Genomic DNA, 24,115 nt, shown 5'->3' on the forward strand with positions numbered 1-24,115 from the left:
GTCGACGGCGACGTGCAGGCGTTCGAGCAGCTCGCCCGCCGCCACGGCGCCCTCATGCGCGTCTACGCCGCGAAGCTCCTCGGCTCCGAGGCGGAGTCCGAGGACGTGGTGCAAGAGGCGTTCCTCACCGGCTGGCGGCGTCTGGCCGATCTCGACAGCCCGGCGCACATCCGCAACTGGCTGATGCGCATCGTCACCCACAAGGCGATCGATCGGATCCGCGTCCGCCGCCGCCACGACGACATCGACGACTGGGATCCGCCCGCGCCGCCCGAGCACTCCCCCGAGCGCATCGTCGAGGCACGACTCCAGCTGGACGCGGTCTGGGAAGCGCTGGACCGATTGCCTGCTGATCAGCGACGCTGTTGGCTACTCCGCGAGACCGCCGGCTACAGCTACCAGGAGATCGCCGACGCTCTCGAACTCCCCGTCTCGACGGTCCGCGGCCTCCTCGCCCGGGCCCGTCGATTCCTGCTCCACGAATTGGAGGCATGGCGATGACCGACGACGCCGCCGTGCCCGAGGACGACCTCGACGGCCACACGCTCGAGGAGCTGGGCGAGTACCTCGACCGCGGTCGCGAGCCGCGCGACCCCTCGATCGAGAACTCCGCCGCGTGCCGGCTCGCTCTCGCGAACCTCACCCGCCTCACCGAGCTCTCGGCGCGGGCGCTGCGGCAGGAGGCCGACCGCGAGCCCGACCGCGACGAGGTCTGGATCGCCGGCCTGCTCGACGCGATCCGCTCCGAGGTGCGCTCCGGCCGCGACATCCCCGTCCGCCACCCCGACCCGACCCTCCGCCTGGCGCTCACGGAGGCGGCCGTGCGCGGGATGATCCGCCGCGCCGGCGACACGATGGGCGGCGTCATCATGGGCCGCTGCACCCTCGACGGCGACGTCTCGGCTCCCGGCGCCGTGGTGCGGATCGACGTGACCTGCGCCCTCGAGTTCGGCCTGCCGGTCGCCGTGGCCGCCGACCGCCTGCGCGAGCGCATCCGCTACGCCCTCGAGCGCCACACCGAGCTGACCGTCGGCGCGATCGACGTGACGGTCGACGACGTGTACCCCCACCGGGAGGAGCGGGAATGACCGACGACACCGAGCTCTCGCAGCGGCTGACCGCCGAGATCCGCGACATCGAGGGCGTCGCGGGGGTCTATCCCGCCCAGCCGATCGTCGAGGCCGCGGCCGACGCGCTCGCCGTGAAACTGGACCTGCGGCAGCCCGACGTGCTGGTCGACATCGACCGGTCGGAGGGGTTCACCACGGTGAGCGCGCACATCGCCGCGTCCGCCGCACTGCCGGCCCCCGAGACGCTCCGGCTGGTGGGCGAGCGGATGCACGCGCTGCTCGCCGCCGACCCGTCGGTCTCGGGGCCGCTCGCCGTGAACGTGAAGGTGCGCCTCATCGAGGATTCGGGGCGCGCCGAGCACTGAGCGGGGCCGCCGCCGCCCCCCTCCCGCGAGAGGCCACCCGAGTACCTCGCGCGGCGTGCCGCGTACCGAGGTGGCGTCTCGCGGAAGGGATCAGGGGCAGCCCGTCCGGGTCAGCAGGAGACGAGGCGGTCGAAGCGGGACGCGACTCCCGAGCTGTCGCTGAACTTGCGGTTGATGACGCTCATCGTGTTGCAGCCGCTGTCCGGGCCGTTCTTCCAGATGACCTTGACGTTGCTCGCCTGGTCGCAGTGCCACCACACCGTGACCTGCGCGCGACCCAGGGAGTCGCGCTGCGAGCGGACCTCGTAGCAGTTGCCCGGGCCGCCGTTCCGGTAGACGAGCTGCCCGGCGGAGGCGGGGGTCGCGACGGCGACGGCCCCTCCGAGGGCGAGGGCGATCGCGGCGAGCGTGGCCGTGAGACGACGGTGCATGGTGTTCTCCTTCGAACGGGCGATCGGAGGCGACGGCGGCCGCGCCTCTGCCAGCACCCTGGACCCGGCCGTCCTCCGGCCCATGTCCCGGACCCCCTTTGCGAGATGCCGCTCGGAGACGCCTCGCGCGGCGGGTCGCGTACCGGAGCGGCATCTCGCGCGGGGGATCAGAGGCGGGCCGGGCGAGCCCCGCCGCGGGCCGTTCGGGGGTCGGCGGCGCTCTTGTGCGCCGAGCCGCCGGGGTCCACCATCGAGCGACGGCCCCCGCCCGGGGCGGCCGCACCCGACGGGTCAGGGGCGCCATGCGGTCGCGAGGTCTGCTCTTCTGCCTGATCCCGCCGATCCTCTGGGGCGGCATGCTCCCGGTCGCGGACAGCATCGCGGCGACGGTCGACTCCTTCTTCATGACCCTCATCCGCTACACCGCCGCCGCGGTCGTCCTGGCCGCGCTGCTCGCCCGGGCGGAGGGGCTCCGCGCCTTCCGGCTCGACGGCCGCGGGTGGCGGCTGGCGCTGCTCGGCGCCTCCGGATTCGCCGGCTTCGGCCTGCTCGCCTTCACGGCTCTGCGGTTCACCTCGGCCCCGAACGTCAGCCTGATGATGGGGATGATGCCCGCGATCGGCGCAGTGCTCGCGAGCATCGGCGCTCGTCGCCTGCCGCCGGCCGCCACCGTCGGCTGCATCCTGCTCGCGCTCGCCGGAGTCGCGCTCGTCGTCACCCGCGGCGACGTCGCCCTCCTCCTCGACGGCGAGCTGGGGTTCGGCGAGCTGCTCGCCCTGCTCGGAGCGATCTGCTGGGTCGTCTACACGCGCGGAGCCGCGGCCTTCCCCGGCTGGTCGGCGCTGCGGTACTCGACGCTCACCACCGCGCTCGGCTGCCCCTCGATCGCCGTCGCGGTCGCCGTGGCGACGGCCACCGGCTCCGCGCACCCGCCGACCGGGGCCGAGGTGCTCGCGGCATGGCCGCAGCTGGCCTACCTGATCCTCCTGGCCGGCGTCGTCGCCGTGCTGCTGTGGAACGCCGGCATCAAGCTGCTCGGCGCCCTCAACGGCACGCTCTTCCAGAACCTCGTCCCGGTCACGACCTTCGCGATCAGCATGGCGGGCGGCTACCGACCGGGGCCCGTCGCCCTGCTCGGCGCGGCCATCGTCGTGACGGCGCTGCTGCTCAACAACTGGGCGACGCGGCGCGCGGCCGCGGTCGCCGCGCGTCCCGCGGCGGTGCCGGCTCCGGTGCGCTGAGCGCACCGCGGGAGCCTCCCGCTCGGGGCGGTCACTGGTCGGAGTTGCCGGCCCAGCGGACGGAGCCCTGCGCCTCCTCCTTGCTGATCGGGGACACTGTGCGGCAGTGCGAGCACTCGAGCAGGTAGCGGGTCGAGACGGTCAGGACGGGGACGAAGAAGAGCGAGAGGCGCGTCCGGCGGCGGAGGATCCGCTGCTCGTCGCGCTGCCCGCAGACGCGGCAGACGAAGACGAGCGTCCGGAGGAGGTCCTCGACGGCTCGGGTCCCGAAGATGAGGAGCATGCGTCCGAGCGTAGGGAGCAGGGCGCGCTCGGCGGAGGGGGTTGCCGGGGCGCCGTCGCCGCGTAGCGCCGGGCGCAGACGACCACGGCGAGCGCCGTCTCGAGCAGGTCGCCTCCGTAGAACAGCAGGAGCGCCGCCTGGCGTCCCGTCTCGTCCGGCGCCTCCGCGTAGAGCACCGTCGCGAGCAGCGCGTGCGCGGCGATGCCCGCTCCGAGCACGCCCAGTCGCAGGCCGAACGGGGCGCGGTGCGGGTTCGGATCGACTCCGGCGAGCGCCGCAGTCAGCAGGCAGCCGCTGAGCAGGAAGTGCACGCCGAGTGCGAGGTGCAGCAGCGGATCCGCGTGTGCGGCGGCGAGCAGCCCGGTCGCGTGCACGAGCCAGAGGGAGCCCGTCGAGAGCAGGAGCGCCGTCACCGGGTGGGCGAGGAGACGGGCCGGGCGGCTCCGGAGCAGCCGCGAGAGCCGTCGGGCCGCGGTGACGTCGAGCGCCCGCAGGGCCAGGGTGACGGGGGCCGAGAGCACCAGGAGGAGCGGCGCGAGCATCCCGAGGACCAGGTGCGTCAGCATCGCCCCGCGCGGGTCCGCGTGCGACCACTCCGCGAGCGGACCCGCGAAGCAGAGCGCCGCGGTCGCGAGCCCGCCGAGGAGCAGGGCGGTGCGGTGCAGCGGCCACGGCCGTCCGCGCCGCCGCTCGAGTGCCGCCGCACCCCCTCCGAGCGCCGCCGCTGCGGCCAGCGGGACCAGGAGCAGCAGGCCCGGGTCGAGCAGGGAGTGGTCGGCGTGCGGGGTCACGCCGTCGCGCGCCGTCGCCGCGGCAGGAGGAGCAGCCCCGCCGCGAGCAGCACCGCTCCGGAGGCGATCCAGGCGGAGTCGTAGAGGAGCAGGTCGACGTCGTAGCGGACCTGGTGCACGCGGAGCAGCTTGTGGTCGACGACTCCGTCCCACAGCTGGAACAGTCCCGCCCCCGTGAGCCCCGCGGCCCACGCCGTGCGCGGACGCAGAGCGGATCGGCGCCGGGCGTCGGCGAGCAGGAAGCCGCCGCCGACGAGCGCGAGGATCTCGGCCGCGTGCAGCAGCCCGTCCGAGAGCAGGCCGATCGCCGGAGTGGAGCGGTCGTAGAAGTGGTGCCAGGCGAGGATCTGGTGGAAGACGATCTCGTCGACGGCCGCCATGAGGCCGACTCCGATCAGGAAGGCGCCCTGGAACGCCCTGTCGCCGCGGAGTCCCCGGCCGCTCCGCCGCATCCGGTCCCCTCCCGATCGAGTGCCGGGGCCCCGGGATCCCGAGACCCCCGCGCCTCCTCCCGAGGCCCCGCCACCAGGGAAGCGGACGCCCGGATCGCGGCCTAGAGGGTTGACTCCTCGCGCCCGCGCCGGTCGTGCTGCCCCCGCTACGGGCTGGGCCGACGAGGCGCAACCCCGCGCGAGGGGCGCTCCCGTTCGGGAGAGTGGAGGCATGCAGCAGCTGACCTACGCCTCCAAGAGCTTCGTGACGACCGACGCCGTGACCGAGGCCCTCCTCGACCTGGTGACCGCGATCGACCGCCAGGAGCACTCCGAAGCGGTCACGGTCCCGGCGTTCACCGAGGACGGCGAGCTCATCGAGGCGAAGATGACCCTCGACGCGAGCAGCGAGCTCGTCGCCGTCCCCGTCGAGGTCTCCATCAAGGACGAGGAGTCGACCACCGGCGCCGTCGAGGCCGCCGTCGAGGACATCCGCTCCCGCATCAAGAGCAACCGCGCCACGATCGCGCGCCCCGTGATCGACGAGGACCCGGAGCCCTACAACTACGAGGAGTTCTGAGCCGCGCCTGCGGGCCTCTGCGCCGGTCCTCGCCCTGCGCCTCTTGACCGGCGGCGCCGCAGGGAGTCGGATGAGGGCGTGCGCGCGCTGGTCCCCGTCTCCGATCCGTGGTCCGTCGACGGGAGCGGGCGGACGGACGACGGGCCCGTCGACGACCTCTCGGTCCGCGCCGAGCGGGACGGCGGCTCGTACTCGGTCCGGACGCTGCGGCTGGCCGGTGTCCGCCTCGGGCCGCGCGGCTCGGTGCACGGAGTGTTCACCGACCCGGTCGCGACGGCCGCGCTGGCGATCGGCTCGCTCCTCCTCTCGGTGATCCCCGCCGGCCTGCCCGGGGACCGGACGCGAGCCGCGATGGTGGCGGCGGAGGCGCGGGCTCAGGAGCTGGCCGCCGACCGGCCCGCGTGGGACGTGAGCGCCCTCCCCCTCGACGGGATCGACTACGCGCTGTTCACCCGGACCCTGCCCGAGGGCGCCGTCGCGCACGCCGACCTCGGCTGGGCCGTCGTCGCGCTGTGGAGCACAGGCCCGCTCCCCCGGGGCCCCTTCCACCTGCTCGACGTCCCCGACGAGCCCGTCCAGCGCTGAGTCGCCCGGATCGGCTCGCGACACACCGCAGCGGGGAGCCGATCCGGGCGACTCAGCGAACGGGTCAGCGCACTCAGCGCGGGGTCACGCGCCCGCGACCGTGGAGCCGCGCACCAGCAGCTCGGTCGGCAGCAGCGTCACGCGCTGCACCTCCTCGCCGGCCAGGAGGCGCACCAGCACGTCCGCCATCGCCTCGCCGAGGCCTGTGGAGGGCTGGCGCACCGTGGTGAGGCGCGGCTCGCTCGCCTCGGCGAAGTAGTCGCCGTCGAAGCCCGCGAGCGCGATGTCGCCCGGCACCGTGAGGCCGCGCTCGCGCAGCGCCGTCAGGGCGCCCGCCGCCATCTGGTCGTTGGAGGCGAAGACCGCGTCGATCGGCCGGCCGGAGTCGAGCAGGCGGCGCATCGCGGTCGCGCCGTCCTCGGGCGAGTAGTCGCCGTACTCGACGAGCGAGTCGTCGAGGCCCGCGGCGGTGACGGCCGAGCGCCAGCCGGACAGGCGGTCGATCGCGGCGGGCATGTCCTGCCGGCTCGCGATCATCGCAGGGGCCGTGCGGCCGAGGCCCAGGAGGTGCTCGGTGACCGTGCGCGCCGCTCCGGTGTTGTCGACGTCGACGAAGTAGCTGCCGCCCTCCTCGGTCAGCGGCCGCCCGCCGAAGACCACGGGGAGGGAGGCGCCGAGCTGCGCGTAGGAGTGGTCGCCGCTGTGGTGCGAGACGACGAGCGCGCCGTCGACGTTGCCGCCGAGCAGGTAGCGCCGCGTCTTCTCGGGCGCCGCCTCCGACGCGATCACGATGGTGAGCGTGTACTCGGTGCCGGCGAAGGCCATCGCGGCCCCCTGCACGACCGAGGCGAGGAACGGATCCGCGAACACCTTCGCCGCCGACTCCGGCACCACGAGCGCGACGGTCTGCGTGCGGCGGCTGGCGAGGGAGCGCGCGGCGCGGTTGGGCACGTAGCCGAGCTGCTCGATCGCGGCGAGCACGGCTGTCCGGGCGCCGTCCTTCACGCGCGGGGAGTCGTTGACGACCCGGCTGACCGTGGCGCGGGAGACTCCGGCCAGCGCGGCGACGGCTTCGAGGGTCGGGGCGGCCGAGGCGGTGTCGTGGGTCATGCAGGCCTTCCTCGCGGGTGCCTCCGAGGCTAGCCGAGCGCCGGAGGAGCGGGACCGTGGAGGGCGTCCTCGGCGCGAAGGGGCGCGGATCGCGGCCATTCGGGGGTGATGCGGGGCGGCGGACCGGGCCGGCGGAGCGAGTCCGCGGCGTGCGAGGGCTCGGATAGCGACCGTCCGGGGTGACGCCGGGCGGTCGGGGGCGCCGCCTCGGCGATGGCCGACACGACCGGCGCGCAGCGATCGATCGCCCGCCGCTGGCAGCGGGCCGCCCCCGTGACGGTCAGCGCCCGCGGCGGAAGCGCGCGAGAAGGCTCCGGAGCCGTTCGGCCTGCCGGTCGGTGAAGTCATTCGACAGCCGGAACGCCTCGCTCGTCGGGTCCGCCCCGTTCGCGACATCGCGGATGGCGCGCAGCGCCTGCTCGGACGGCGTCGGCCCGTCCCCCGGACGCGGCTGCGCCGGCCCGCTCGAGGGGTCCTCGTCGCGCGGGTCCTTCGGCTCCATGTCGCCTCCTCCGCGCCAGCCTAGGCGGCGGCAGGTCGGGCCAGGAGACCCGAACGGGGCGTGATCGGCGGGATCCTGCGCGGCAGTGGTCGGGATGCTCCGAGCACGACGACCGGCCGGGTCGCGAAACCACCGGCCGCCCAGTGCACTGCCCGATCCCTCCCCGCAGCCCCCGACCCCCGGACCCGGAGCACCACGGCCCCGGGCCCGAGGCCCCCGTCCCGCGGTCCGATGTCCCCCGACCCGGTCCCGCGGGAGTCTTCGGGCGTCAGCCCTTCACCGCTCCGCTCATGATGCCCGCGATGAGCTGGCGTCCGGCGAGCAGGAACAGCACCAGCAGCGGGATCACCGAGAGCACGGCGCCGGCCAGCACGATCGAGTAGTCGACGTAGTAGCCCGACTGCAGCTGCGCGAGCGCGGTCTGCAGGGTCGGGTTCGTGGGGCTGAGGACGATCAGCGGCCAGAGGAAGTCGGTCCACGCCATCATGAACGTGAAGAGCCCGAGGATCGCCATCGCCGGTCGCGCCGCCGGGACGGCGACGGTGAGGAACGTCCGGAACTGGTTCGCTCCGTCCACGCGCGCCGCCTCGATCAGCTCGTCCGGGATCACGTCGACCAGGTACTGCCGCATGAAGAAGACGCCGAACGCGGTGACCAGCGTCGGCACGATCACGGCGCCGAGCGAGCCCGTCCAGCCGAGCTGCCGCATCAGGATGAACAGCGGGATGATGCCCAGCTGCGTCGGGATCGCCATGGTCGCGACCACTCCGATCATCAGGCCGTCGCGCCCGCGGAACCGCAGCTTCGCGAAGGCGTAGCCGGCGAGCGTCGAGAACGACACGACCGAGAGCGTGATGATCCCCGAGACGATGACGCTGTTCAGCAGCGCCGTCCAGAACGGGATCGCGGTCAGCACCTGCGAGGCGTTGGCGAGGAAGTTGCCGCCCGGGACGAGCGGCAGGGTCTCGCTGCGGGTCGCGTTCGAGCCGCTCGCCACGACGAACGACCACCACAGCGGGTAGGTCGAGCCGAGGATGAAGGCGCTCAGCAGTCCGTAGGTGAGGAAGCCGGGCCGGTCGACGCGGCCTGCGCGGGAGGCGCGGACGCGGCGCACCGGGAAGGCGGCGGAGGTGGCGGGGGCGGTCATCGCTCGCTCTCGTTCTGGCCGAGGCCGGTGGTGGTGAGGAGGGGGTCCGCGGCGGCGATCTCGTCGGCGGTCGCGGGGCGGGCGGAACGGCGCTTCGAGCGCTGCGAGATCCGGTTCTCGACGGAGGCGATCCGCCGCGAGATCGCGAAGTTCAGCAGGCCGATCAGCACGATCAGGAGGAACAGCAGCCACGCGATCGCGGCCGCCTCGCCGAAGTTCTGGCGGAAGAACGCCATCTCCCAGAGGTAGAGGACGGTGGTCTGGAACTGCCGGTCCGACCCGCCGATGCCGCCCGCGTTCGACACGTCGAACAGGCGCGGCTCGGCGAAGATCTGCAGGCCGCCGATGGTGGCGGTGATGATCACGAAGATCAGGGTCGGCCGGATGCTGGGGATCGTGATCGAGCGGAAGCGGCGGAACGCGTTCGCCCCGTCGATCGCGGCCGACTCGTGCAGCTCGCGCGGCACGGCCTGCATGGCGGCGAGGAGGATGAGGGCGTTGTAGCCGGTCCAGCGCCAGTTGACCATCGTCGCGATCGCGACGTGGCTGGCGAGGCGGTCGTTCGTCCACTCGATCGGGCTGATGCCCACCAGGCCGATCAGATTGTTGATCAGGCCCTCCTGGTCGCTGAAGACGCTCGAGAAGATCAGCGCGACCGCGACCGGCGAGACGATGTACGGCAGCAGGATGCTCATCCGCCAGAAGGTGCTGGCCCGCAGCGCCTGGTCGAGGGCGGCCGCGAGCAGCAGCGCGACGGCGAGCTGCGGGATCGTGGAGAGCAGGAAGATGCTCAGCGTGTTGACGATCGAGTTCCAGAAGAAGCGGTCGCCGAGCACGGCCGCGAAGTTCGCGAACCCGACGAAGTCGCCCTGGCCCTGGAGCAGCTGCCAGTCGTAGAGCGACACGACGAGCGTGTAGACCAGCGGGAACGCTCCGGTGAGCGCGAAGAGCAGGAAGAACGGCGAGATGTAGAGGTAGGGCGAGGCCTTCACGTCGAAGCGGCTCGCGCGCTGGCGGAAGGTCAGCGGGAGTCGGGGCGCCGGGCGCCGCTTCCCCGCGGGGGGCGTCGCCGTGGTCGGCGGGGTGAGTGTGCTCGTCATGGCGCTCTCTTCGAGGTCGAGTCGGAGTCGGAGGGGATGCGGCGGGGCCGGCCGGGAGGGTCGCGGGCGGTAGGGCCGACCGGGAGGAGTCGCGGGCGGCGGGGCCGGAGAGGCCTCGGGCCGGCGGGCGGCAGCGTTTCTCCCGTGCGGCGAGGTGGCCCGGGATGCGGGCGGCCCGGCCGCACGGGGACCGGGAGGTCCGGTGGCGGCCGGACCTCCCGTGATGGTGGGGCCTCGTCCCGGAGGGGTCAGCCCCCGGGCGTCGGCCCGACCGGATCAGTCGACGAGCTCGCCGAGGAGCTGGAGCGCCTCGTTCCAGCCCTCCTTGCCGTCGATCTCGCCGCGGTCGACCTTCTGCAGGACCGGTCCGAAGACGTTCTCCTGGATCAGCGAGTCGTCCGGGCCCTTGTACTGGGCGACGACGCCCTCGGCGCGCTGCGCGAGGATCGCGCCGGTCGGGGAGTCGTTCATGCCGGGGTCGGGAGCGGCCGCGGAGGCGAGCTCCTTCTGCGCGTCGAGGGTGCTCGGGAACGGTCCGGCCGCCTCGAACGCCTTCAGCTGCTGCTCCGGCTCGCTGAGCCACGACGCCAGCGCGGCGGCCTCGGCGGGGTGCTTCGACTGGGTCGGAACCGAGAGGAACGAGCCGCCCCAGTTGGCGGGGCCGCCGGGGAAGACGTCGGCGAAGTCCCAGCCGGTGGCCTCGGCGTTCCCGCCGCCGGCCTCGACGTTGCTCTTCAGCGTGCCGAACATCCAGCCCGGGCAGACGAAGGTGGCGAAGGTCTGGTCGGTGAACGACTTGCCTTTGTTCCAGTCCCACGCCTTCTGCGCGGCCGAGAGGCCGGAGGCGGTGGCGTCGGTCAGCTGACCCCAGCGCTCCTCGAGCTCCGGGTTGCCCTCGACGTTCAGCTCGCCGTCGGAGGTGTAGTACCCCTCGGGCAGCTGGTTGACCATGGCGTTCCACACGAATCCGGAGTGGTCGAACCACGCCTTGCCGGTGGCGTCGTGGTACTTCTGGCCGGCGGCGAAGTAGTCGTCCCAGGTCGCGTCCGGTCCGCCGAGCATCTCTGCGACGGCGGCGCGGTCGGTGGGCATGCCGGCGGCCTCGAAGGCGGCCGTGTTGTAGCAGAGGCCCTCGGGTCCGATGTCGGTGCCGTAGCCGATGACGCGTCCCTCGGGGTCGGTCGCCTGCTCGTACTTCCAGTCGACCCAGTCGGCCTTGCGGTCCTCGATGCCGTGGTCGCGCAGGTCGACGAACTGGTCCGAGACCTCCATGACGGAGCCGAGCCAGCCCTCCTCGATGGCGACGACGTCGGCGAGCCCGGAGCCGGCGGCGAGCTTGGTGAACGCGTCGGTCCGCGCGTTGCCGCCGGTGTCGATGTTGTTCGGGACGATGGTGATACCCGGGTTGGCGTCCTCGTACTCGCCGTAGAGCTCGTCGAAGCCCATGGCGTTGAACGTGGTGACGGTCAGCTCGATCTCGCCGCCCTCGGAGGCGTCGGATCCCGACGAGCATCCGGTGACGATCAGGGCGAGGGCCGAGGCGCCGGCGATCGCCGCGGCGATCCTGGTGCGTCGTGAATAGGGCACGGTCACTCCTTCGTGATGGTGGTGGGGCACCCCTGCGAGCGCTCTCACGCGTGCTGTTCCGCGTATGTGAGAGCGCTCTCACGAGGTGTGCGGCGAGCTTACGCACGCCCCCGCGGAGAGGTCAAGCGTTTTCGAGAGAGCGCTCTCATCGGTGACAAGAGGACTGTTTCGCGACGATTTAGGGCGCCCTGCAGAAACTCGCCCTTGCGGCACCCCCAAGGCTGAAGTCAGGGCATGCCATGCACGCGCAGGGAGTGGTCGAAGATGCACCTCAATCCTTAGCAGACCCGATCTTTCCTCAACTAGAGAGCTCGTGGCTTATCGACCTCAAGGACCGAACCGGTTAAAGCGGGCCAGAGATGACCATCTCTCACAAAAGACCTCCCGCAACGTTCTCTCTCGACACCTGCGCCCGAGGCAATTAGGGTTGCCGACATGTCGGACCAAACAATGGACAGCCTCGATGACCTTGCCGAACTCCTCGGCTCGAGCCAGTCGCTGCCAGTACTGTTCGTCGGCTCCGGCCTGTCTCGTCGATACCTCGGAGCCCCCGACTGGAATGGGCTCGTCGAATACGCAGCCGGATTGACGGAATATCCACTTGATTACTACTCAAGCCGTCTTCCCGAGGCGACAGCAGAAGACGACCGACTACCGCAGATCTCGTCGCTCATAGCAGAGCAGTTCCATACGGAATGGTGGACAACTTCCAAGTACGAGCAGGTCAGGAGGGGCAACGTAGAGCCCCTACCAGGTGCTGGCGATCCACTAAAACTGATGATCGCAAAGTATATTGGTGGCTTGAAAGAACTAGCAGAGCCTACTCTTCTTACCGAACGCGAGACGCTAAGTCGGGCAAAAGTACATGCGGTCATAACGACGAATTACGATTGCGTCTTGGAAGAGGCATTTCCGGACTATAAGGTGTATGTCGGGCAGCAGGATATTCTCTTTGCCGCTCCTCAATATGTCGGAGAAATTTATAAGATCCATGGTTCCATTTCGAACTCGCGAAGTCTTGTTTTCACCGGGGAGGACTACGCCGCCTATCGTCGCAAAAACCCCTACTTAATCGCTAAGATTATGACTCTGTTTGTCGAGCACCCTGTCATATTCATCGGATACAGCTTGCGCGACCCACATATCTTGGATCTTCTCGCGACGTTGGTCTCGTGCCTTTCGGACGACCAATTGCGAACCTTCAACAGACGCCTCATTTTCGTGGGCCGAGTAGGCCCCAATCGCCCAAAGGGACTGTCGCGTTCAAGTATCACGGTGCCTGGACATACCTTCGGCGTCCAGGAGTTTGGGGTCGACGACTTTAGTGGAATGTTCGAAGTTCTCGCCGACCTGCCCGAACATTACCCGGTCAAACTCCTTCGAAACCTGGCGGAACGGGTCACGCAGATGGCGTATTCAGATGCGTCGAGTGAACGCGTGCATGTTCTACCACTGCAAGAAGGTGAGGATGTCGATGATGTTGAAGTCGTAGTCGGTGTCGGTGCTTTCGAAAGGCTGGGCGTGAAGGGCTACTCGGCATATAGTCGGACGGAGCTATTTCTCGATATGCTTGCTGGCGCCGATGATCACAATATTGAGAACTTACGCAATCACCTGATTCCGCATTGCTTTCGAAATGCGAAATTCTCGCCGATCTTCTACGCAAGATTCCTTGCACAAGAGCACGGCGTCGACTTTCGCGAAAGCGAGCTCCCTAGTCGCGCGCAAGCTCTTCTCACTGGCGCCACCGCGGTGGCACCCTATCCCGGCAGGCGTCCTAGTAATTGGTCCGAGATGAGCTTCACCGAAATTCTAGACCAATACCCGGAATTGGCTGAAAACCTTTCTGCTGGGTGCACTTATGACTCGGAAGACGTGATCGCGCTTGGACGGTATCTTTGGCCAAAATTTGTTGATAACCGCTCGCCGTCAACTGTGCTCGCTAAAGCCGGGGCAAAATTCGATCGCTTGGTCTATGGAGACGACTTCGGTGGCGATCGAGATGAACTTCGCGAGCGAGTTCGCACCGAGTTGGGCCGACCTCGGTACTAGGTGAGATTCAAATTATCTCCTATTTGAATCAAAGCATCGTCGCGTAAGCAATGACCGATTCGACATAACTACGCGACGCCATCGGATAGTTTAACGCTGCTGCCAAGAATTTCTTGAAATTTCTGCTAAGAGAATAGCCAGGGTTGTATATAGACAAACCCAACTTTTTCTCAACGGATTGCGGATTTGCACTCCATTCGAGGAACAGCGCAACCACCTCGAAGCCACCAATAAAGTCGCGCGTGAGCTGCGCGTCGACCGAACTAACGGCTCCGCGCACGAGGTCAAACCATTTCAGAAGATTCTTCTCAGACGGTGCCTGAAGTTGCTCACCTAGCATCCCGCGGGCACCTGCAAACAAATGGATGTTAGCTGACGAAGCGGTTCCCTGCGTTCCGGACGCAAAAGTGTGCGCTACATTGTTGCGTGCGTTGCGCAGTTTTTCCAACTCGCCAACGTGCGCAGTCAGGTAATCATTTGTACCGAAAAGGCGGGAGTAAGCGGCGATGCGTGCGCCCCAAACTCCCTTGACTACTCCCTCAAGATCTCGCTGTGCTAATTTGACGTTTCTTTTCAGTAAGGAGAGTCCCTCGATATGCTTTGGGAAGCCAGGTTCGAGAGAAGGATCCGATAGGACCGCGAGGACACAGACCGAGCTCATGTACTTCTCAAAGGCAGATAGAAGAATCACAAGCGTGGCTCGCCGATGCCATTGGTCACCAACTTTTACCTCAGCCGCGAACTGCGAAGTGTTGTGATTGAGCGATCTATCAAAGCGGCCATTAGTTAGACCAAGTTTTGTCCGGAAGTCATCGACGTCTGTCAAGTGGTGCAACACGCCACCGATAGCAGCCATACCAGCGGCGGCTGACCAGTAGTACTTATTCACTACCGTAAAGTCTGCGTTAAAGCGTTGAGCGGGGAGTGAGGTGGGTAGAATCAGCTGGGACCGGTCAAAGACAGTTACGGACGGCATGAGAGTAACGGTCCCAGGCGACTCCTCAATGCGCAAGTACGATCGTCAAAAGTGCAGGGAAGGAAATTAGACTTAACGGAGATCGAGAGCCAGCCGCGATTGAAGCCCTGTGAACGTAGAACTGGCGCAGGGTCCGCCAGCTTGCGAGAGGGTCAGCCGACGAGCACGGCGAAGCCCTGGGCGGGGAGCTGCACGGCGACGGCTCCCGACGGCGACGTCTCGCGCACGAGGGCGCCGTCGCGGTCGTAGACGCGCAGGGTGCCGGAGCCGCCCGAGACGCCGATCGCCGTCGTGCGCACACCGTCGGTGGAGTTGCGGATCAGTTCGGTGCGGCCGCCCTCTCCTCCGACCACGAGGCGCGTCACCAGCGGGCGCACCAGCAGCGCGTCGAGGCGCGTCCGGCCGCTCAGCGGGCGGACCTCGACGCTCGACGAGCCGGCCGGCACGGTGCGGCGGAGCTTCTCCGGGAGCAGCGCGCCCGACGCCTCGGTGACCCCCTGCGACCCGACGGTCGAGCGGAGCAGGTCGAGCGGGCGCGTGCCCGACGTCCAGACGCTCAGGGGTGTGCGCTCCGTGCCGCGCTGCGGCTGGTCGATGACGGCCTCGACCACGCGGTCCTGCGTGGACGAGCCGATCGGGATCGACACCGCGCGGCGCGGGTCGGTCAGCGAGAGGTACGAGCCGCTCCAGCCGGCCTCCCCGGTCCAGGACGACTCGGGCGTCACGACGGTGCCGCCGCGCGCGCTCTCGGCCTCGACCAGCGTCAGGCCGTCGCGCGAGCGCTCGGTGGCGACGGAGCGGGCGCGGTCGGCGACGTCCGGGTGTGCGTCGAGCGCCAGCATCGCCAGCAGGCCGTGGATGGTGCTCTCGGCGCCGCTGTTGCGGTTGACGGAGCCGTCGGCCTGGACGCCGTCGAAGACGACTCCGGTGGCCGGGTCGTAGACCGGGGCGAGGCTGCGGTTCAGGCCGAAGAACCAGGCGCCCTGCACGGCCGCGAGGTCGGTGAAGGCGCTGGAGCCGGTGGCGTCGGCCAGGGCGAGCGAGTTCTGCAGGCGGGAGTCGGCACCGTAGGCGATCTGCACGCGGTCGGTCGGAGTGGGGTTCCAGCCGTTGTCGGGGCCGCCGGCGGTGAGCAGCTCCGGAGCGAAGCGGGCGCCGTCGACGATCGCGGGCTCGAGGAGGGAGGAGTCATCGAGTGCCGCGGACGACGCGGCGAGTCCGCCGGCCATCTGCGACGACCAGGAGTGCCAGAGCGTGCGCGACTTCGTCCACGGGAGGATCGCGCCGTACGGCCAGGCGGTGGTGTCCGCCTCCGTCGTCGTAGTGCGGGCGTAGGCGGCGACACCCTCGGCGAGCTCGGCCGTGCTCGTGCGCACCGCGGAGTCGTCGGGAGCGGCCTCGAGGTAGGCGGAGAGGCCGAGCAGCGCCTCCGAGGTGGCGTCGGCGCCGTCGACGATCAGCCAGGCCGGCACCTGCACGCCGTCGGCCTGCGCGTACTCGCCGTAGCGCGTGAGCACCTCGCGGTCGACCGCCGCGACGCCGAGGCGCAGCCGCTCCTGCAGGAAGGCGGCGAACTCCGGATCCGTGTCGCGGAACGCCGCGTAGCCCTCGCCGAGCGCCCAGAGGGTGCGGGCGAGCCAGTAGCTGTCCTCGGAGTCGCTCGGGTCCGGCAGCTCGACCGGCTCGGCACTCGCGTTGAGCTCCCCGTCGGTCTGCATCCAGAGGACCACGTTCCCGGCGTCGTCGCCCTCGGTGGTTTGGAAGTAGGCGAGGGCGCGGAGCGTCTCGAAAGCCTTCTCGCGGCTCTCGGCCGAGCCGGTCTGCTGCCAGTGGCGGAGGTAGACGACCGCGGCACGCGAGATGTCGTCGGTGTTGAACGCGCCCTGCTCGTAGTCGCCGGTCGCCGGATCGAGGCGGCCACCGCCGACGCGCTCGAAGGCGCCGCCGTCGCGGGCGTCGGCGTAGGTCCACGGCATCACCAGGGTCGGCTCCTCATCGAGCCGGTAGGTGGTGTGGCCGGGCTCGGGCACCGGAGTGGCGGTGTCGAGGAGGAAGTCGAGGTGCGCCGTGTTCGTCAGCGGCTCGGCCGCCTGCGCGGGGGTCGCGCCGAGGGCGAGGCCCCCGACGGTGAGGGCGGCGGCGGCCAGGACGGCCGCCGATCGTGTGAGCGTGTTCGTCATCGAACTCTCCTTGGGTGGGGTGCGGGGGCGGATCTCGATAGGCCCGCGATGCGGGCTGCTCGATCAGCGGGAGGCGCCGACGGACTCGATCAGCGGCGTCAGCCGTCGGTCCGGACGAGGCGGGCCGCGCCGATCTTCGAGTCGGCCATGCCGTAGAAGACGTAGTGCTGCCCGTCGATCTCCTCGATCGCCGTCGGGAAGACGACGTTCGGGACGATCCCGCTGCGCTCCTCCTCCGTCTCGGCCTCGAGCAGCGGCTCGGCAGTGCGCGCGATCACCCGCGACGGGTCGTCGCCGTCGAGGAGGATCGCTCCGGCCGAGTAGTTCACGTGCTGCTGCTGCGCGAAGGCGCTGTCGATCACTCCGGTCACCCCGTGGTGGATGAGCAGCCACCCCTCGGGCACGCGCAGCGGCGCGGGTCCGCCGCCGACCTTCAGCTCCTCGAACGGGAACTCCGGGCCCGCGAGGAACCGGTGCCGCGTCCAGCGCGTGAGGCTCGCCAGGTCGCGATCGACCTCGTCGACCGGCACGTAGCTGATCCAGATGCTCTGCCGCGGGTCCTCGATCCCGGCCGGGAGGCGGACGCCCTCGCCCGGCCGCGTCTCGCCGAGGTCCCACATCGGCCGGTGCAGCACCGCGAACGAGCGGGTGCCGTCCGGAGCGGCGACGATCTCGGGGAAGAACACGCAGTCCTTGTTGTGGAACAGGCCCAGGTCGATGTCGAGCGCGTCGTCGTAGGCGAAGGTCACCGGGCCCAGGCGCCGCCAGTCGCGGAGATCCTCCGACACGGCGAGCGCCGTCCGGGGCCCGAGCGGCCCGTAGGCGACGTAGGTCATCACGTGCAGGCCGAGCGCCTCGATGAAGGTGATCCGCGGATCCTCCACGCCGGCGTTGTGCGCGCCGCGCTCGAAGCCGCGGTCGGGCGCGAGCACGACGCCCTCGCGCTCGACTCCGACGGGCACGCCGCCCTCGACGATCACGCGGGCGAGGCCCACGCGGGAGACGTTGCCGGCGGCGACCATCCGGGGCAGGAGGTAGAGCTCGCCGTCGGGCCCGCGGCCGCTGCCGGGGTTGAGCACCCCCTCGGCTTCGAGCTCGTCGCCCGGGGCGGGCTCCATCACGACGCCGACGCGCTCGAGACGGTAGGGGACAGTGGTGAGGGTGGGAGACATGGTCAGCCTTTCACTCCGGATCCGAGATCGGTCGAGACGAAGTAGCGCTGGAACACGATGAACAGCACCACGACGGGCGCGGCGAGCACGACGGCTCCCGCGAGGATCGCCCCGAACGGGTTGTCGGTCGACGACGCCACGTTCGAGATGTAGTTGGCCAGGGACACAGCGAGCGGCTGCAGCGACGCGTCCTTGGTGATGAGGAACGGCCAGAGGAACTCGTTCCAGGGGCCGATGAAGGTCAGCAGCACGGCGGTCACCAGCGCGGGCCGCACCAGCGGGAGCGCGATGGTCCACAGCAGCTTCAGCTCGCCGGCACCGTCGATCCGGGCCGCCTCGAACAGCTCCTTGGGGAGCTGCAGGAAGTACTGCCGGAAGATGATCACCGCCGTCGAGTTGATGGCGAACGGCAGGATCATTCCGAGGTGGCTGTCCGCGAGGCCGTAGTCGCGCGCGATCAGCACGTAGAGCGGGATCTGCAGCAGCTGGAACGGGATGACCTGCACCAGCAGGGCGAGCGCGAACACCGCGTTGCGCCCCCGCCACTGCAGCATCGCGAGCGCGTATCCGGCGAGGACGCCGAAGAACACCGTGCACAGCAGCACGCCGCCGGTGAAGATCCCGGAGTTGACCAGGCCGGTGAGCAGGCTGATCCGCTCGTCCACGTTGACGTAGTTGTCGAGCGTGAGGTTGCCCGGCTCCGGGATCGCTCCCGCCAACGTGGGGTCCGGATCCGTCTGCAGGGAGCCGACGATCATGTAGTAGAAGGGGAAGAGGAAGACGATCGCGCCGATCGCGAGCACGACTCCGCGCACGATCACGGCTCCGCGGCTGGAGCCGACGGGGCGCCTCCGCGGCGACTTCTCGGGGGCGACGGCGGCGGGCACGGCCGAGGCGGCGCCTCCGGCACTGGACAGGGTGCTCACGAGTTCCTCTCCCCCGCGAAGCGGTTCTGCAGATAGGCGATGACCAGCACCAGCAGCACCAGGACCACGCCGATGGCCGAGGCCACGTCGGGCTGCCCCTGCTGGATCCCGAGCTGGTACATCAGCAGCACGGGCGAGGCGGACGCGCCGTTGGGGCCGCCTCCGCCGGTGAGGAGGTAGGGCTCGGTGAACAGGTTCGCTCCCGTGACAGTCGACACCAGCAGCACCAGGAGGGTCGCGGGCCGCACGCTCGGCACGGTCACCGACCAGAACTGGCGGATGCGTCCGGCGCCGTCGGTCGACGCCGACTCGTAGAGCTCCTTCGGCACGTTCTGCAGCGCCGCCAGGTACAGCAGGATGTAGAACCCGAGCTGCTTCCAGGTGACGTAGAGAGCGATGATCGGCATCGCGAGCTGCTCGTTGATCAGCCACGACGGGTTCGGCGCCAGCGGCCCGAGGAGGCTGTTGACCAGCCCGTTCCCGTTGAAGAGGAAAAGCCACACGCCGACGACCGCGACGCTCGCCGTGACGTAGGGCACGTAGAAGCTGACGCGGAGGAACGTCCGCAGGTGCACGACCTTGTCGAGCGCCGCGGCGAGCAGCAGCGAGAGCACCACCGTCAGCGGCACGTTGATCACCAGGAAGATCCCGATGTTGCCGAAGGAGCGGATGACCTGCGGGCTCGAGAACGCCGTGACGAAGTTGTCGAGGCCGACGAACGGCCGCTCCACCTGCACGCCGGGAGCCGCGAAGAAGAAGTCGTGGAACGCGATCCAGACCGAGTAGACGACCGGGAACGCGAAGACCGCGAGCACGAAGAGGAGGTACGGGCTGCCGAACAGCAGCCCGAGGGGCTGGGGCCCGAGGACGCGGTGCAGGAGGCTCCGCTTCCCCGGTGCCCCGGCCGGCGCGGGCCGGCGGATGAGGGTGGTCACGGCCGGGTCACTGCTGGCCGGCGAGCCCGGTGACGGTCTCGGCCGCTCCGTCGAGCGCCGACTTCACGTCGCCCTCGCCGAAGATGACCGTCTTGCCCCACGCGTCGCGGATCGCCTGCAGCATCTGCACGGTGTTCGGCCCCGACGGCACCTCGATGGTGCGGCTCGCCTGGTCGCCGAAGCGCTGGTAGGCGGGGTTCGCCTCGAAGTAGTCGGCGTAGGTGGTCTGCAGGTCGGTGCGCAGCGGCATCTGGCCGGTGGTCTCGAGCAGCGAGCGGTCCTGCTCCTCGCTGGTCGCGAACTTCAGCACCTCCCAGGCGGTGCCCTTGTTGGCGCAGGCGGAGTAGAGGCCGACGTTCTTCGCGTCGCTGAAGGTCCAGGTGTCCTCGGCGGGGGTGCCGTCGGGGGTGGGCACCGAGACGGAGCCCCAGTTGAGGTCGTCGTAGACCGAGACCGCCCACGGGCCGACGATCGACATCGCGGCCTGGCCGTCGGCGAACGCGTCGCCCTGGTACTGCTCGCGGCCGGCGAGGCCCTGGTCGTAGAGGCTCTTCCAGAAGTCGGCGACCTCGTAGCCGTCGTCGTCGGCGAAGGTGGCCTTGCCGTCCTCGACGAGGCTCGTCCCTCCGGTGGCCGCAGCTTAGAGCGGCATGAAGTCGAACTGGGTCTGGAAGAACTCGCTCGTGGGCGCGGGCTGGATCGCGGCGGGCGCGGCTCCCGACTCGACCAGCGTCTTCGAGGTGGCGAGGAAGTCGTCGTAGGTCGACAGCGACGGGTTCTCGGGGTCGAGGCCCGCCTTCGCGAAGAGGTCCTTGTTGTAGAAGATGACGACCGGGTTGCTCTTCCACGGCATCTGGAAGTACTCGCCGTCGGCGTTCTGGTACTGCTCGGCGAGGTCGCCGCTGCGGCTCTCGATGTAGTCGGCGCCGCCGTCGAAGCTCGAGAGGTCGACGAGTCCGCCCTGGCGCTCGAACTGGCCGACCGCGCTCGGGGCGGTGTTGAAGACGAGGCACGGCGCGTTGCCGGCCGTGATCGCGGCTCCGATGACCTCCTCGCTGCTCTTGCCCGCGGGGATCTCCTGCCCGGTGATCTCCTCGTCCGGGTGGTCCGCGTTCCAGGCGTCGACCATCGCCTTGCCCCACTGGACCTCCTGCTCGTTGTTCGAGTACCAGATGGTGATCGGTCCGGTGGCGGTGAGGTCGGTCGACGCTCCGCCACCACCACTGCAGGCAGTGAGGGCGAGGGTCGCGAGGGAGGCGGTGGCGATCCCGGTCAGCCAGCGTCTCGTCGTCGAGGGGGCCATGGTGCTCTCCTTGTCCGGCGTGCGCGACGGTGCGCACGCGTCTTCAGTGGGTCGACGGCCGCGGAGGAGCGGTCGAGTGGCGCACCACGAGCCCGGCGGGCTCGAGGTCGACGTCGGGGGCGCTGCCGGACTCGATGAGGTCGAGCAGCGTGCGGGCGGCCTCCTCGCCCCAGCGCGCGGGGCGCGTGCGGGCCGAGGTCAGCGACGGGTAGACGTGGGCGGCGATCTCGGAGTCGTCGAAGCCCGTGATCGAGAGGTCGTCGGGGAGCCGGAGCCCGCGGGCGTGCGCGACGCCGAGGCCGGCGATGGCCATCGGGTCGTTGCCGAAGACGATCGCGGTGGGCGGGGTCGGGCTGTCGAGGAGCCGCTCCGTGGCCGCCGCGCCCTGCTCCGCGCTGAAGTCGGTGGCGACGAGCGCGGTGGGCTCGAGCCCCGCGTCGGTGCAGGCCCGCGTGAAGGCCTCGCGGCGGCGGGAGGAGTGGAGCAGGTGGTCCGGCCCCGCGACGTGGGCGATGCGGCGGTGGCCGAGCTCCGCCAGGTGCCGGACGGCGTCGGCGATGCCGGCGGAGTCGTCCATCACGACGGCGGGTGAGGAGGAGCCCTCGAGGCGCCCGAGCGTGACGGCCGGGATCTGGAGCTCGGCGAGCAGGGCCGGGCGCGAGTCGTCCTGCCGGAGGTCGGTGAGGAACACGCCGTCGACGCGGCGGTCGGCCGCGAGCGTGCGGTAGACGGCCTCCTCGGAGGCGCCCGGGTCGACGACGCTGAGCACCAGCACGCGGCCGCGCTCGGCGAGCACCCGCTCGACCCCCGAGATGAAGGAGGGGAAGAACGGATCGGCCGCGATGACCGCCGGGTCGCGCGCCACGACGAGGCCCACCGCGAAGGAGACGCTGGTGGAGAGGGAGCGGGCCGTGAGGCTGGGCCGGTAGCCGAGCTCGGCGGCGACGCGGAGGATCCGCTCGCGGGAGTCGGGCGAGACACCGGGGCGGTCGTTGAGCGCGAACGAGACGAGCGCCTTGCTCACGCCGGCCTCGCGCGCGACGTCGAGGATCGTCGGTCTGCCCGCCATGGGAGCTCCTTCGCTCGTCGCCGCGTCTGAACCGGTTTTGTAAACCGGTTCAGAGCACCGTAGCAGGGGGACGGGCGGAGGAGAAGAGGGCGGGGGGGTAGGGGCGTCGGGCTGGGTTCGTCGGCTGTTCTGTCGCGCCATCCGGGCGGTGGTTCCCGCCTGTCCTCTCGGCGGGGACATCGCGTATCCGGCAGGTCGCTACCGTGGCCGTCGTCCGCGTCAGCCTTTCGCCCGCCTCCACGAGGAGCACGGGCTCGCCGGACACCCGCTCGCGTCGCGTCGGCGGAAGGAGGAGCTAGTGGTCCCAGGCTTCTTCGGTGGACCACCCCGCCCGAGCAGCCCAGGACGCAGTGCCGAATGGCTGGCGTTCCACGGCTCTCGCGAGGACCAGTGGTGGTTCGCCGTCGTGGATGAGGACCTGTCCGACGAGGCCTTCGCCCACCTCGCGTCTCTCGGCGACCCGGGGATCGCCGGCGGCCTGTCGTCGAACCACTCGACACCGACGGCAGTCCTCCTGACCATCGCGCGGACGCACCCCGAGCTGCAGGAGATGGTGCGCATTCACGGCAATGCGCCCTTCGAGCTGATGGTGGAGGCGCCTCTGGGGCACCTGAACCAGACTGCTCTGAATCGGTTTCTGCAGCACGTGCGAGCCTCGGAGGAGGAGCGGCCGGCGCTCTTCGCTGCGAAGGATGCGGAGGCCGGCGTGGGCGGCGAGAGCCTGAAGTCCGTCTGGAACCGGATCAGGGATCACTCCTAGGAATCGATGGGGGCCCTCTCACGTGCCTCTCGCCCGCGGCAGCTGCGTCCGCAATGGCCGCGTGCTTCCGCTCGGAGCCCTTCCGCGTCGATCCTCTCGCCGTGCCAGGTGGGCGGAGCTTCACGCCTGTCCTCGCCGCGAGGACGTGCCGGCCGCCGCCCGCCGCTACGGTGACTGGCATCTGCGTATGGCCACCTGCACCCCTGGCCGCGGAGCGAGTGCTCGTAGGCCGCTCACGGAACCGAGTGGCCACGGAGTCTGAGAGCACTCCGCGACCCGGCTCCGGCTCGGCCGCGCGGTGCTGGAGTGTCCGGGTGCCCGGCGACCCCGCGGCACGCCCCCGACCCGAGAGAGAGAACGACCATGGCCCGCCCCAACTCCGCCAGCCGCACCACGAGCGAGCAGCGCACCGAGCACGCCGAGCAGTACTCGGCCGGAGCGCGCTACGCGTCGGAGGCGTTCGGCACCTTCCTCCTGGTCGCCGGCGGCGTCGGCACCGCGGTCTTCGCCTCCGCCTTCCCCGACTCCGGCAACGCGTTGGGAGTCGGCTTCCTCGGTGTCGCCCTCGCCTTCGGCCTCACCGTGATGGCCGGCATCTACGCCGTCGGCCACATCTCCGGCGGCCACTTCAACCCCGCTGTGAGCATCGGCCTCGCCATCGCCGGCCGGACCGAGTGGAAGCACATCCCCGGCTACATCGTCAGCCAGATCATCGGCGGACTCGTCGGAGCCGGAGTGGTCTTCCTCGTCGCCGCCGACGGCCCCGCAGGCTACCTCGCCGCCGCCCGCGACTCCGGCTTCGCCTCCAACGGCTACGGCGCCGCCTCCCCCGGCGGCTTCGGCCTCGGCGCGGTCCTGCTGACCGAGATCGTCCTGACCGCCGTCTTCGTCGCCGTCATCCTCTCCGTCACCGCCAAGAGCGAGTACAAGGCCGTCGCGCCGCTGGCCATCGGCTTCACACTGACGCTCGTCCACCTGATCAGCATCCCGGTGAGCAACACGTCGGTGAACCCGGCGCGGTCGATCGCTGCCGCGGTGTTCGCGGGGCCGGATGCGCTCGGGCAGGTGTGGGTGTTCCTGGTGGCGCCGATCGTGGGCGCTGTGATCGCGGGGGTGGGGACGAAGGTGCTGAACCGGCGGAAGTAGGAGCTCAAGGGGGCGCGGCGCGAAGGGCGCGTCCTTTAGGCACGAGGGCATACTGACGCTCGCGACTCGCCCTGCGCTCCCGTCGGCCGAACCCCCGCCGCCCCAGCAGGATGCTGGTGTCGATTAGAGCGATCATGAATCGGCTATGTTGGCCGACGCGCCGGTCGACGTCCCCGTCGCCGCGCTCAGCTCACTCGAGGGGTTACTTCAATGAGCGCTCAACCGCGATTTCGCTCAGAAGGTTACGTCGCCAAAGACGAGCCACTGGTACGACCCTATGGAGACGAGCGCTTCAAGCCGTAGCCGAGCGCACCTATCCGCCCAACGTGAGGGGGGTTTCGAGCAATCACGCACCATACGACCCGATGAGCCG

At 70.0% G+C, this 24,115-nt stretch carries 24 protein-coding genes and 1 pseudogene; 9 read left to right on the forward strand and 16 right to left on the reverse strand.

The window, feature by feature from the left end; genetic code table 11:
* Nucleotides 1-12 precede the first annotated feature (12 nt).
* From C5C44_RS04125 to C5C44_RS04135, 3 genes are read left to right on the forward strand one after another with little or no spacing between them, the layout of a single operon-like run.
* Entirely contained in the window at nt 13-501 is a 489-nt protein-coding gene (locus C5C44_RS04125) for an RNA polymerase sigma factor (protein ID WP_244248147.1), read from the forward strand.
* Entirely contained in the window at nt 498-1,088 is a 591-nt protein-coding gene (locus tag C5C44_RS04130; protein ID WP_146076902.1) for an Asp23/Gls24 family envelope stress response protein, read from the forward strand. The genes C5C44_RS04125 and C5C44_RS04130 overlap by 4 nt, the downstream gene beginning before the upstream one ends.
* Entirely contained in the window at nt 1,085-1,435 is a 351-nt protein-coding gene (locus C5C44_RS04135) for a hypothetical protein (protein WP_104223972.1), read from the forward strand. The genes C5C44_RS04130 and C5C44_RS04135 overlap by 4 nt, the downstream gene beginning before the upstream one ends.
* Nucleotides 1,436-1,545: 110 nt before the next feature.
* Here C5C44_RS04135 and C5C44_RS04140 read toward each other — a convergent pair whose 3' ends face one another.
* On the reverse strand, nt 1,546-1,866 hold the full coding sequence (locus tag C5C44_RS04140; protein ID WP_104335369.1) for a hypothetical protein: 321 nt from the start codon (nt 1,864-1,866) through the stop codon (nt 1,546-1,548).
* Between the two features lie 302 nt (nt 1,867-2,168).
* Between C5C44_RS04140 and C5C44_RS04145 the strand changes: the two genes are divergently transcribed.
* The gene (locus tag C5C44_RS04145; RefSeq protein WP_104232937.1) at nt 2,169-3,107 is read left to right on the forward strand and encodes a DMT family transporter; all 939 of its coding nucleotides are present in this window, start codon (nt 2,169-2,171) and stop codon (nt 3,105-3,107) included.
* Nucleotides 3,108-3,138: 31 nt separating this feature from the next.
* Here C5C44_RS04145 and C5C44_RS17520 read toward each other — a convergent pair whose 3' ends face one another.
* The 3 genes from C5C44_RS17520 to C5C44_RS04160 are packed head-to-tail and all read right to left on the reverse strand — an operon-like array spanning nt 3,139 to nt 4,633.
* Nucleotides 3,139-3,297, reverse strand: a complete 159-nt coding sequence (locus C5C44_RS17520) for a hypothetical protein (protein ID WP_374953052.1) — start codon at nt 3,295-3,297, stop codon at nt 3,139-3,141.
* The gene (locus tag C5C44_RS04155; RefSeq protein WP_104335370.1) at nt 3,249-4,181 is read right to left on the reverse strand and encodes a cytochrome c oxidase assembly protein; all 933 of its coding nucleotides are present in this window, start codon (nt 4,179-4,181) and stop codon (nt 3,249-3,251) included. The genes C5C44_RS17520 and C5C44_RS04155 overlap by 49 nt, the downstream gene beginning before the upstream one ends.
* Nucleotides 4,178-4,633 carry a DUF2243 domain-containing protein gene (locus tag C5C44_RS04160; RefSeq protein WP_104257495.1) on the reverse strand — a complete coding sequence of 152 codons (456 nt, stop codon included), beginning with the start codon at nt 4,631-4,633 and terminating at the stop codon, nt 4,178-4,180. The genes C5C44_RS04155 and C5C44_RS04160 overlap by 4 nt, the downstream gene beginning before the upstream one ends.
* Nucleotides 4,634-4,844: 211 nt before the next feature.
* Here C5C44_RS04160 and C5C44_RS04165 point away from each other — a divergent pair, with 211 nt between their 5' ends.
* Together C5C44_RS04165 and C5C44_RS04170 are read left to right on the forward strand one after the other, a co-directional pair.
* Nucleotides 4,845-5,192 carry a hypothetical protein gene (locus tag C5C44_RS04165; protein ID WP_104223965.1) on the forward strand — a complete coding sequence of 116 codons (348 nt, stop codon included), beginning with the start codon at nt 4,845-4,847 and terminating at the stop codon, nt 5,190-5,192.
* A gap of 78 nt (nt 5,193-5,270) precedes the next feature.
* Nucleotides 5,271-5,777, forward strand: a complete 507-nt coding sequence (locus C5C44_RS04170; RefSeq protein ID WP_104335371.1) for a hypothetical protein — start codon at nt 5,271-5,273, stop codon at nt 5,775-5,777.
* An 84-nt stretch (nt 5,778-5,861) separates the two neighbouring features.
* Here C5C44_RS04170 and C5C44_RS04175 read toward each other — a convergent pair whose 3' ends face one another.
* The 5 genes from C5C44_RS04175 to C5C44_RS04195 all read right to left on the reverse strand — a co-directional run bounded on the left by C5C44_RS04175 (nt 5,862) and on the right by C5C44_RS04195 (nt 11,223).
* Nucleotides 5,862-6,887, reverse strand: coding sequence for a LacI family DNA-binding transcriptional regulator (locus tag C5C44_RS04175; protein ID WP_104223963.1), 1,026 nt, complete (start codon nt 6,885-6,887; stop codon nt 5,862-5,864).
* Between the two features lie 280 nt (nt 6,888-7,167).
* Nucleotides 7,168-7,389 carry a hypothetical protein gene (locus C5C44_RS04180; protein ID WP_104225836.1) on the reverse strand — a complete coding sequence of 74 codons (222 nt, stop codon included), beginning with the start codon at nt 7,387-7,389 and terminating at the stop codon, nt 7,168-7,170.
* 268 nt (nt 7,390-7,657) lie between these two features.
* On the reverse strand, nt 7,658-8,536 hold the full coding sequence (locus tag C5C44_RS04185; RefSeq protein WP_104223961.1) for a carbohydrate ABC transporter permease: 879 nt from the start codon (nt 8,534-8,536) through the stop codon (nt 7,658-7,660).
* Nucleotides 8,533-9,636, reverse strand: coding sequence for a carbohydrate ABC transporter permease (locus C5C44_RS04190; protein WP_104335372.1), 1,104 nt, complete (start codon nt 9,634-9,636; stop codon nt 8,533-8,535). Before C5C44_RS04190 ends, C5C44_RS04185 begins: the two co-directional genes overlap by 4 nt.
* A 276-nt stretch (nt 9,637-9,912) precedes the next feature.
* On the reverse strand, nt 9,913-11,223 hold the full coding sequence (locus C5C44_RS04195) for an ABC transporter substrate-binding protein (protein ID WP_104224001.1): 1,311 nt from the start codon (nt 11,221-11,223) through the stop codon (nt 9,913-9,915).
* Nucleotides 11,224-11,673: 450 nt separating this feature from the next.
* Here C5C44_RS04195 and C5C44_RS04200 point away from each other — a divergent pair, with 450 nt between their 5' ends.
* Nucleotides 11,674-13,275: an SIR2 family protein gene (locus C5C44_RS04200; protein WP_181132709.1), complete on the forward strand. Its 1,602-nt coding sequence runs from the start codon at nt 11,674-11,676 to the stop codon at nt 13,273-13,275.
* Nucleotides 13,276-13,303: 28 nt separating this feature from the next.
* Here the strand turns inward: C5C44_RS04200 and C5C44_RS16655 are convergent, their stop codons facing one another.
* The 7 genes and pseudogenes from C5C44_RS16655 to C5C44_RS04230 all read right to left on the reverse strand — a co-directional run bounded on the left by C5C44_RS16655 (nt 13,304) and on the right by C5C44_RS04230 (nt 21,836).
* Entirely contained in the window at nt 13,304-14,164 is an 861-nt protein-coding gene (locus C5C44_RS16655) for a hypothetical protein (RefSeq protein WP_146084296.1), read from the reverse strand.
* A gap of 239 nt (nt 14,165-14,403) precedes the next feature.
* Nucleotides 14,404-16,431: a hypothetical protein gene (locus C5C44_RS04205; protein ID WP_104335374.1), complete on the reverse strand. Its 2,028-nt coding sequence runs from the start codon at nt 16,429-16,431 to the stop codon at nt 14,404-14,406.
* 98 nt (nt 16,432-16,529) lie between these two features.
* Entirely contained in the window at nt 16,530-17,603 is a 1,074-nt protein-coding gene (locus tag C5C44_RS04210) for a glycosidase (protein ID WP_104260547.1), read from the reverse strand.
* Nucleotides 17,604-17,605: 2 nt separating this feature from the next.
* Nucleotides 17,606-18,529 carry a carbohydrate ABC transporter permease gene (locus tag C5C44_RS04215; protein ID WP_374953967.1) on the reverse strand — a complete coding sequence of 308 codons (924 nt, stop codon included), beginning with the start codon at nt 18,527-18,529 and terminating at the stop codon, nt 17,606-17,608.
* The gene (locus C5C44_RS04220; protein ID WP_104335375.1) at nt 18,526-19,464 is read right to left on the reverse strand and encodes a carbohydrate ABC transporter permease; all 939 of its coding nucleotides are present in this window, start codon (nt 19,462-19,464) and stop codon (nt 18,526-18,528) included. Before C5C44_RS04220 ends, C5C44_RS04215 begins: the two co-directional genes overlap by 4 nt.
* Before the next feature lie 7 nt (nt 19,465-19,471).
* A pseudogene (locus tag C5C44_RS04225) lies at nt 19,472-20,767 on the reverse strand (extracellular solute-binding protein).
* A gap of 43 nt (nt 20,768-20,810) precedes the next feature.
* The gene (locus tag C5C44_RS04230) at nt 20,811-21,836 is read right to left on the reverse strand and encodes a LacI family DNA-binding transcriptional regulator (protein WP_104268782.1); all 1,026 of its coding nucleotides are present in this window, start codon (nt 21,834-21,836) and stop codon (nt 20,811-20,813) included.
* 406 nt (nt 21,837-22,242) lie between these two features.
* Between C5C44_RS04230 and C5C44_RS04235 the strand changes: the two genes are divergently transcribed.
* Together C5C44_RS04235 and aqpZ are read left to right on the forward strand one after the other, a co-directional pair.
* The gene (locus C5C44_RS04235) at nt 22,243-22,596 is read left to right on the forward strand and encodes a hypothetical protein (protein ID WP_104335376.1); all 354 of its coding nucleotides are present in this window, start codon (nt 22,243-22,245) and stop codon (nt 22,594-22,596) included.
* A gap of 363 nt (nt 22,597-22,959) precedes the next feature.
* The gene (aqpZ, locus tag C5C44_RS04240) at nt 22,960-23,742 is read left to right on the forward strand and encodes an aquaporin Z (RefSeq protein WP_104335377.1); all 783 of its coding nucleotides are present in this window, start codon (nt 22,960-22,962) and stop codon (nt 23,740-23,742) included.
* The last annotated feature ends 373 nt before the right edge of the window (nt 23,743-24,115 follow it).

Source organism: Rathayibacter sp. AY1F6 (genome assembly GCF_002932035.1).
Lineage (GTDB): Bacteria > Actinomycetota > Actinomycetes > Actinomycetales > Microbacteriaceae > Rathayibacter.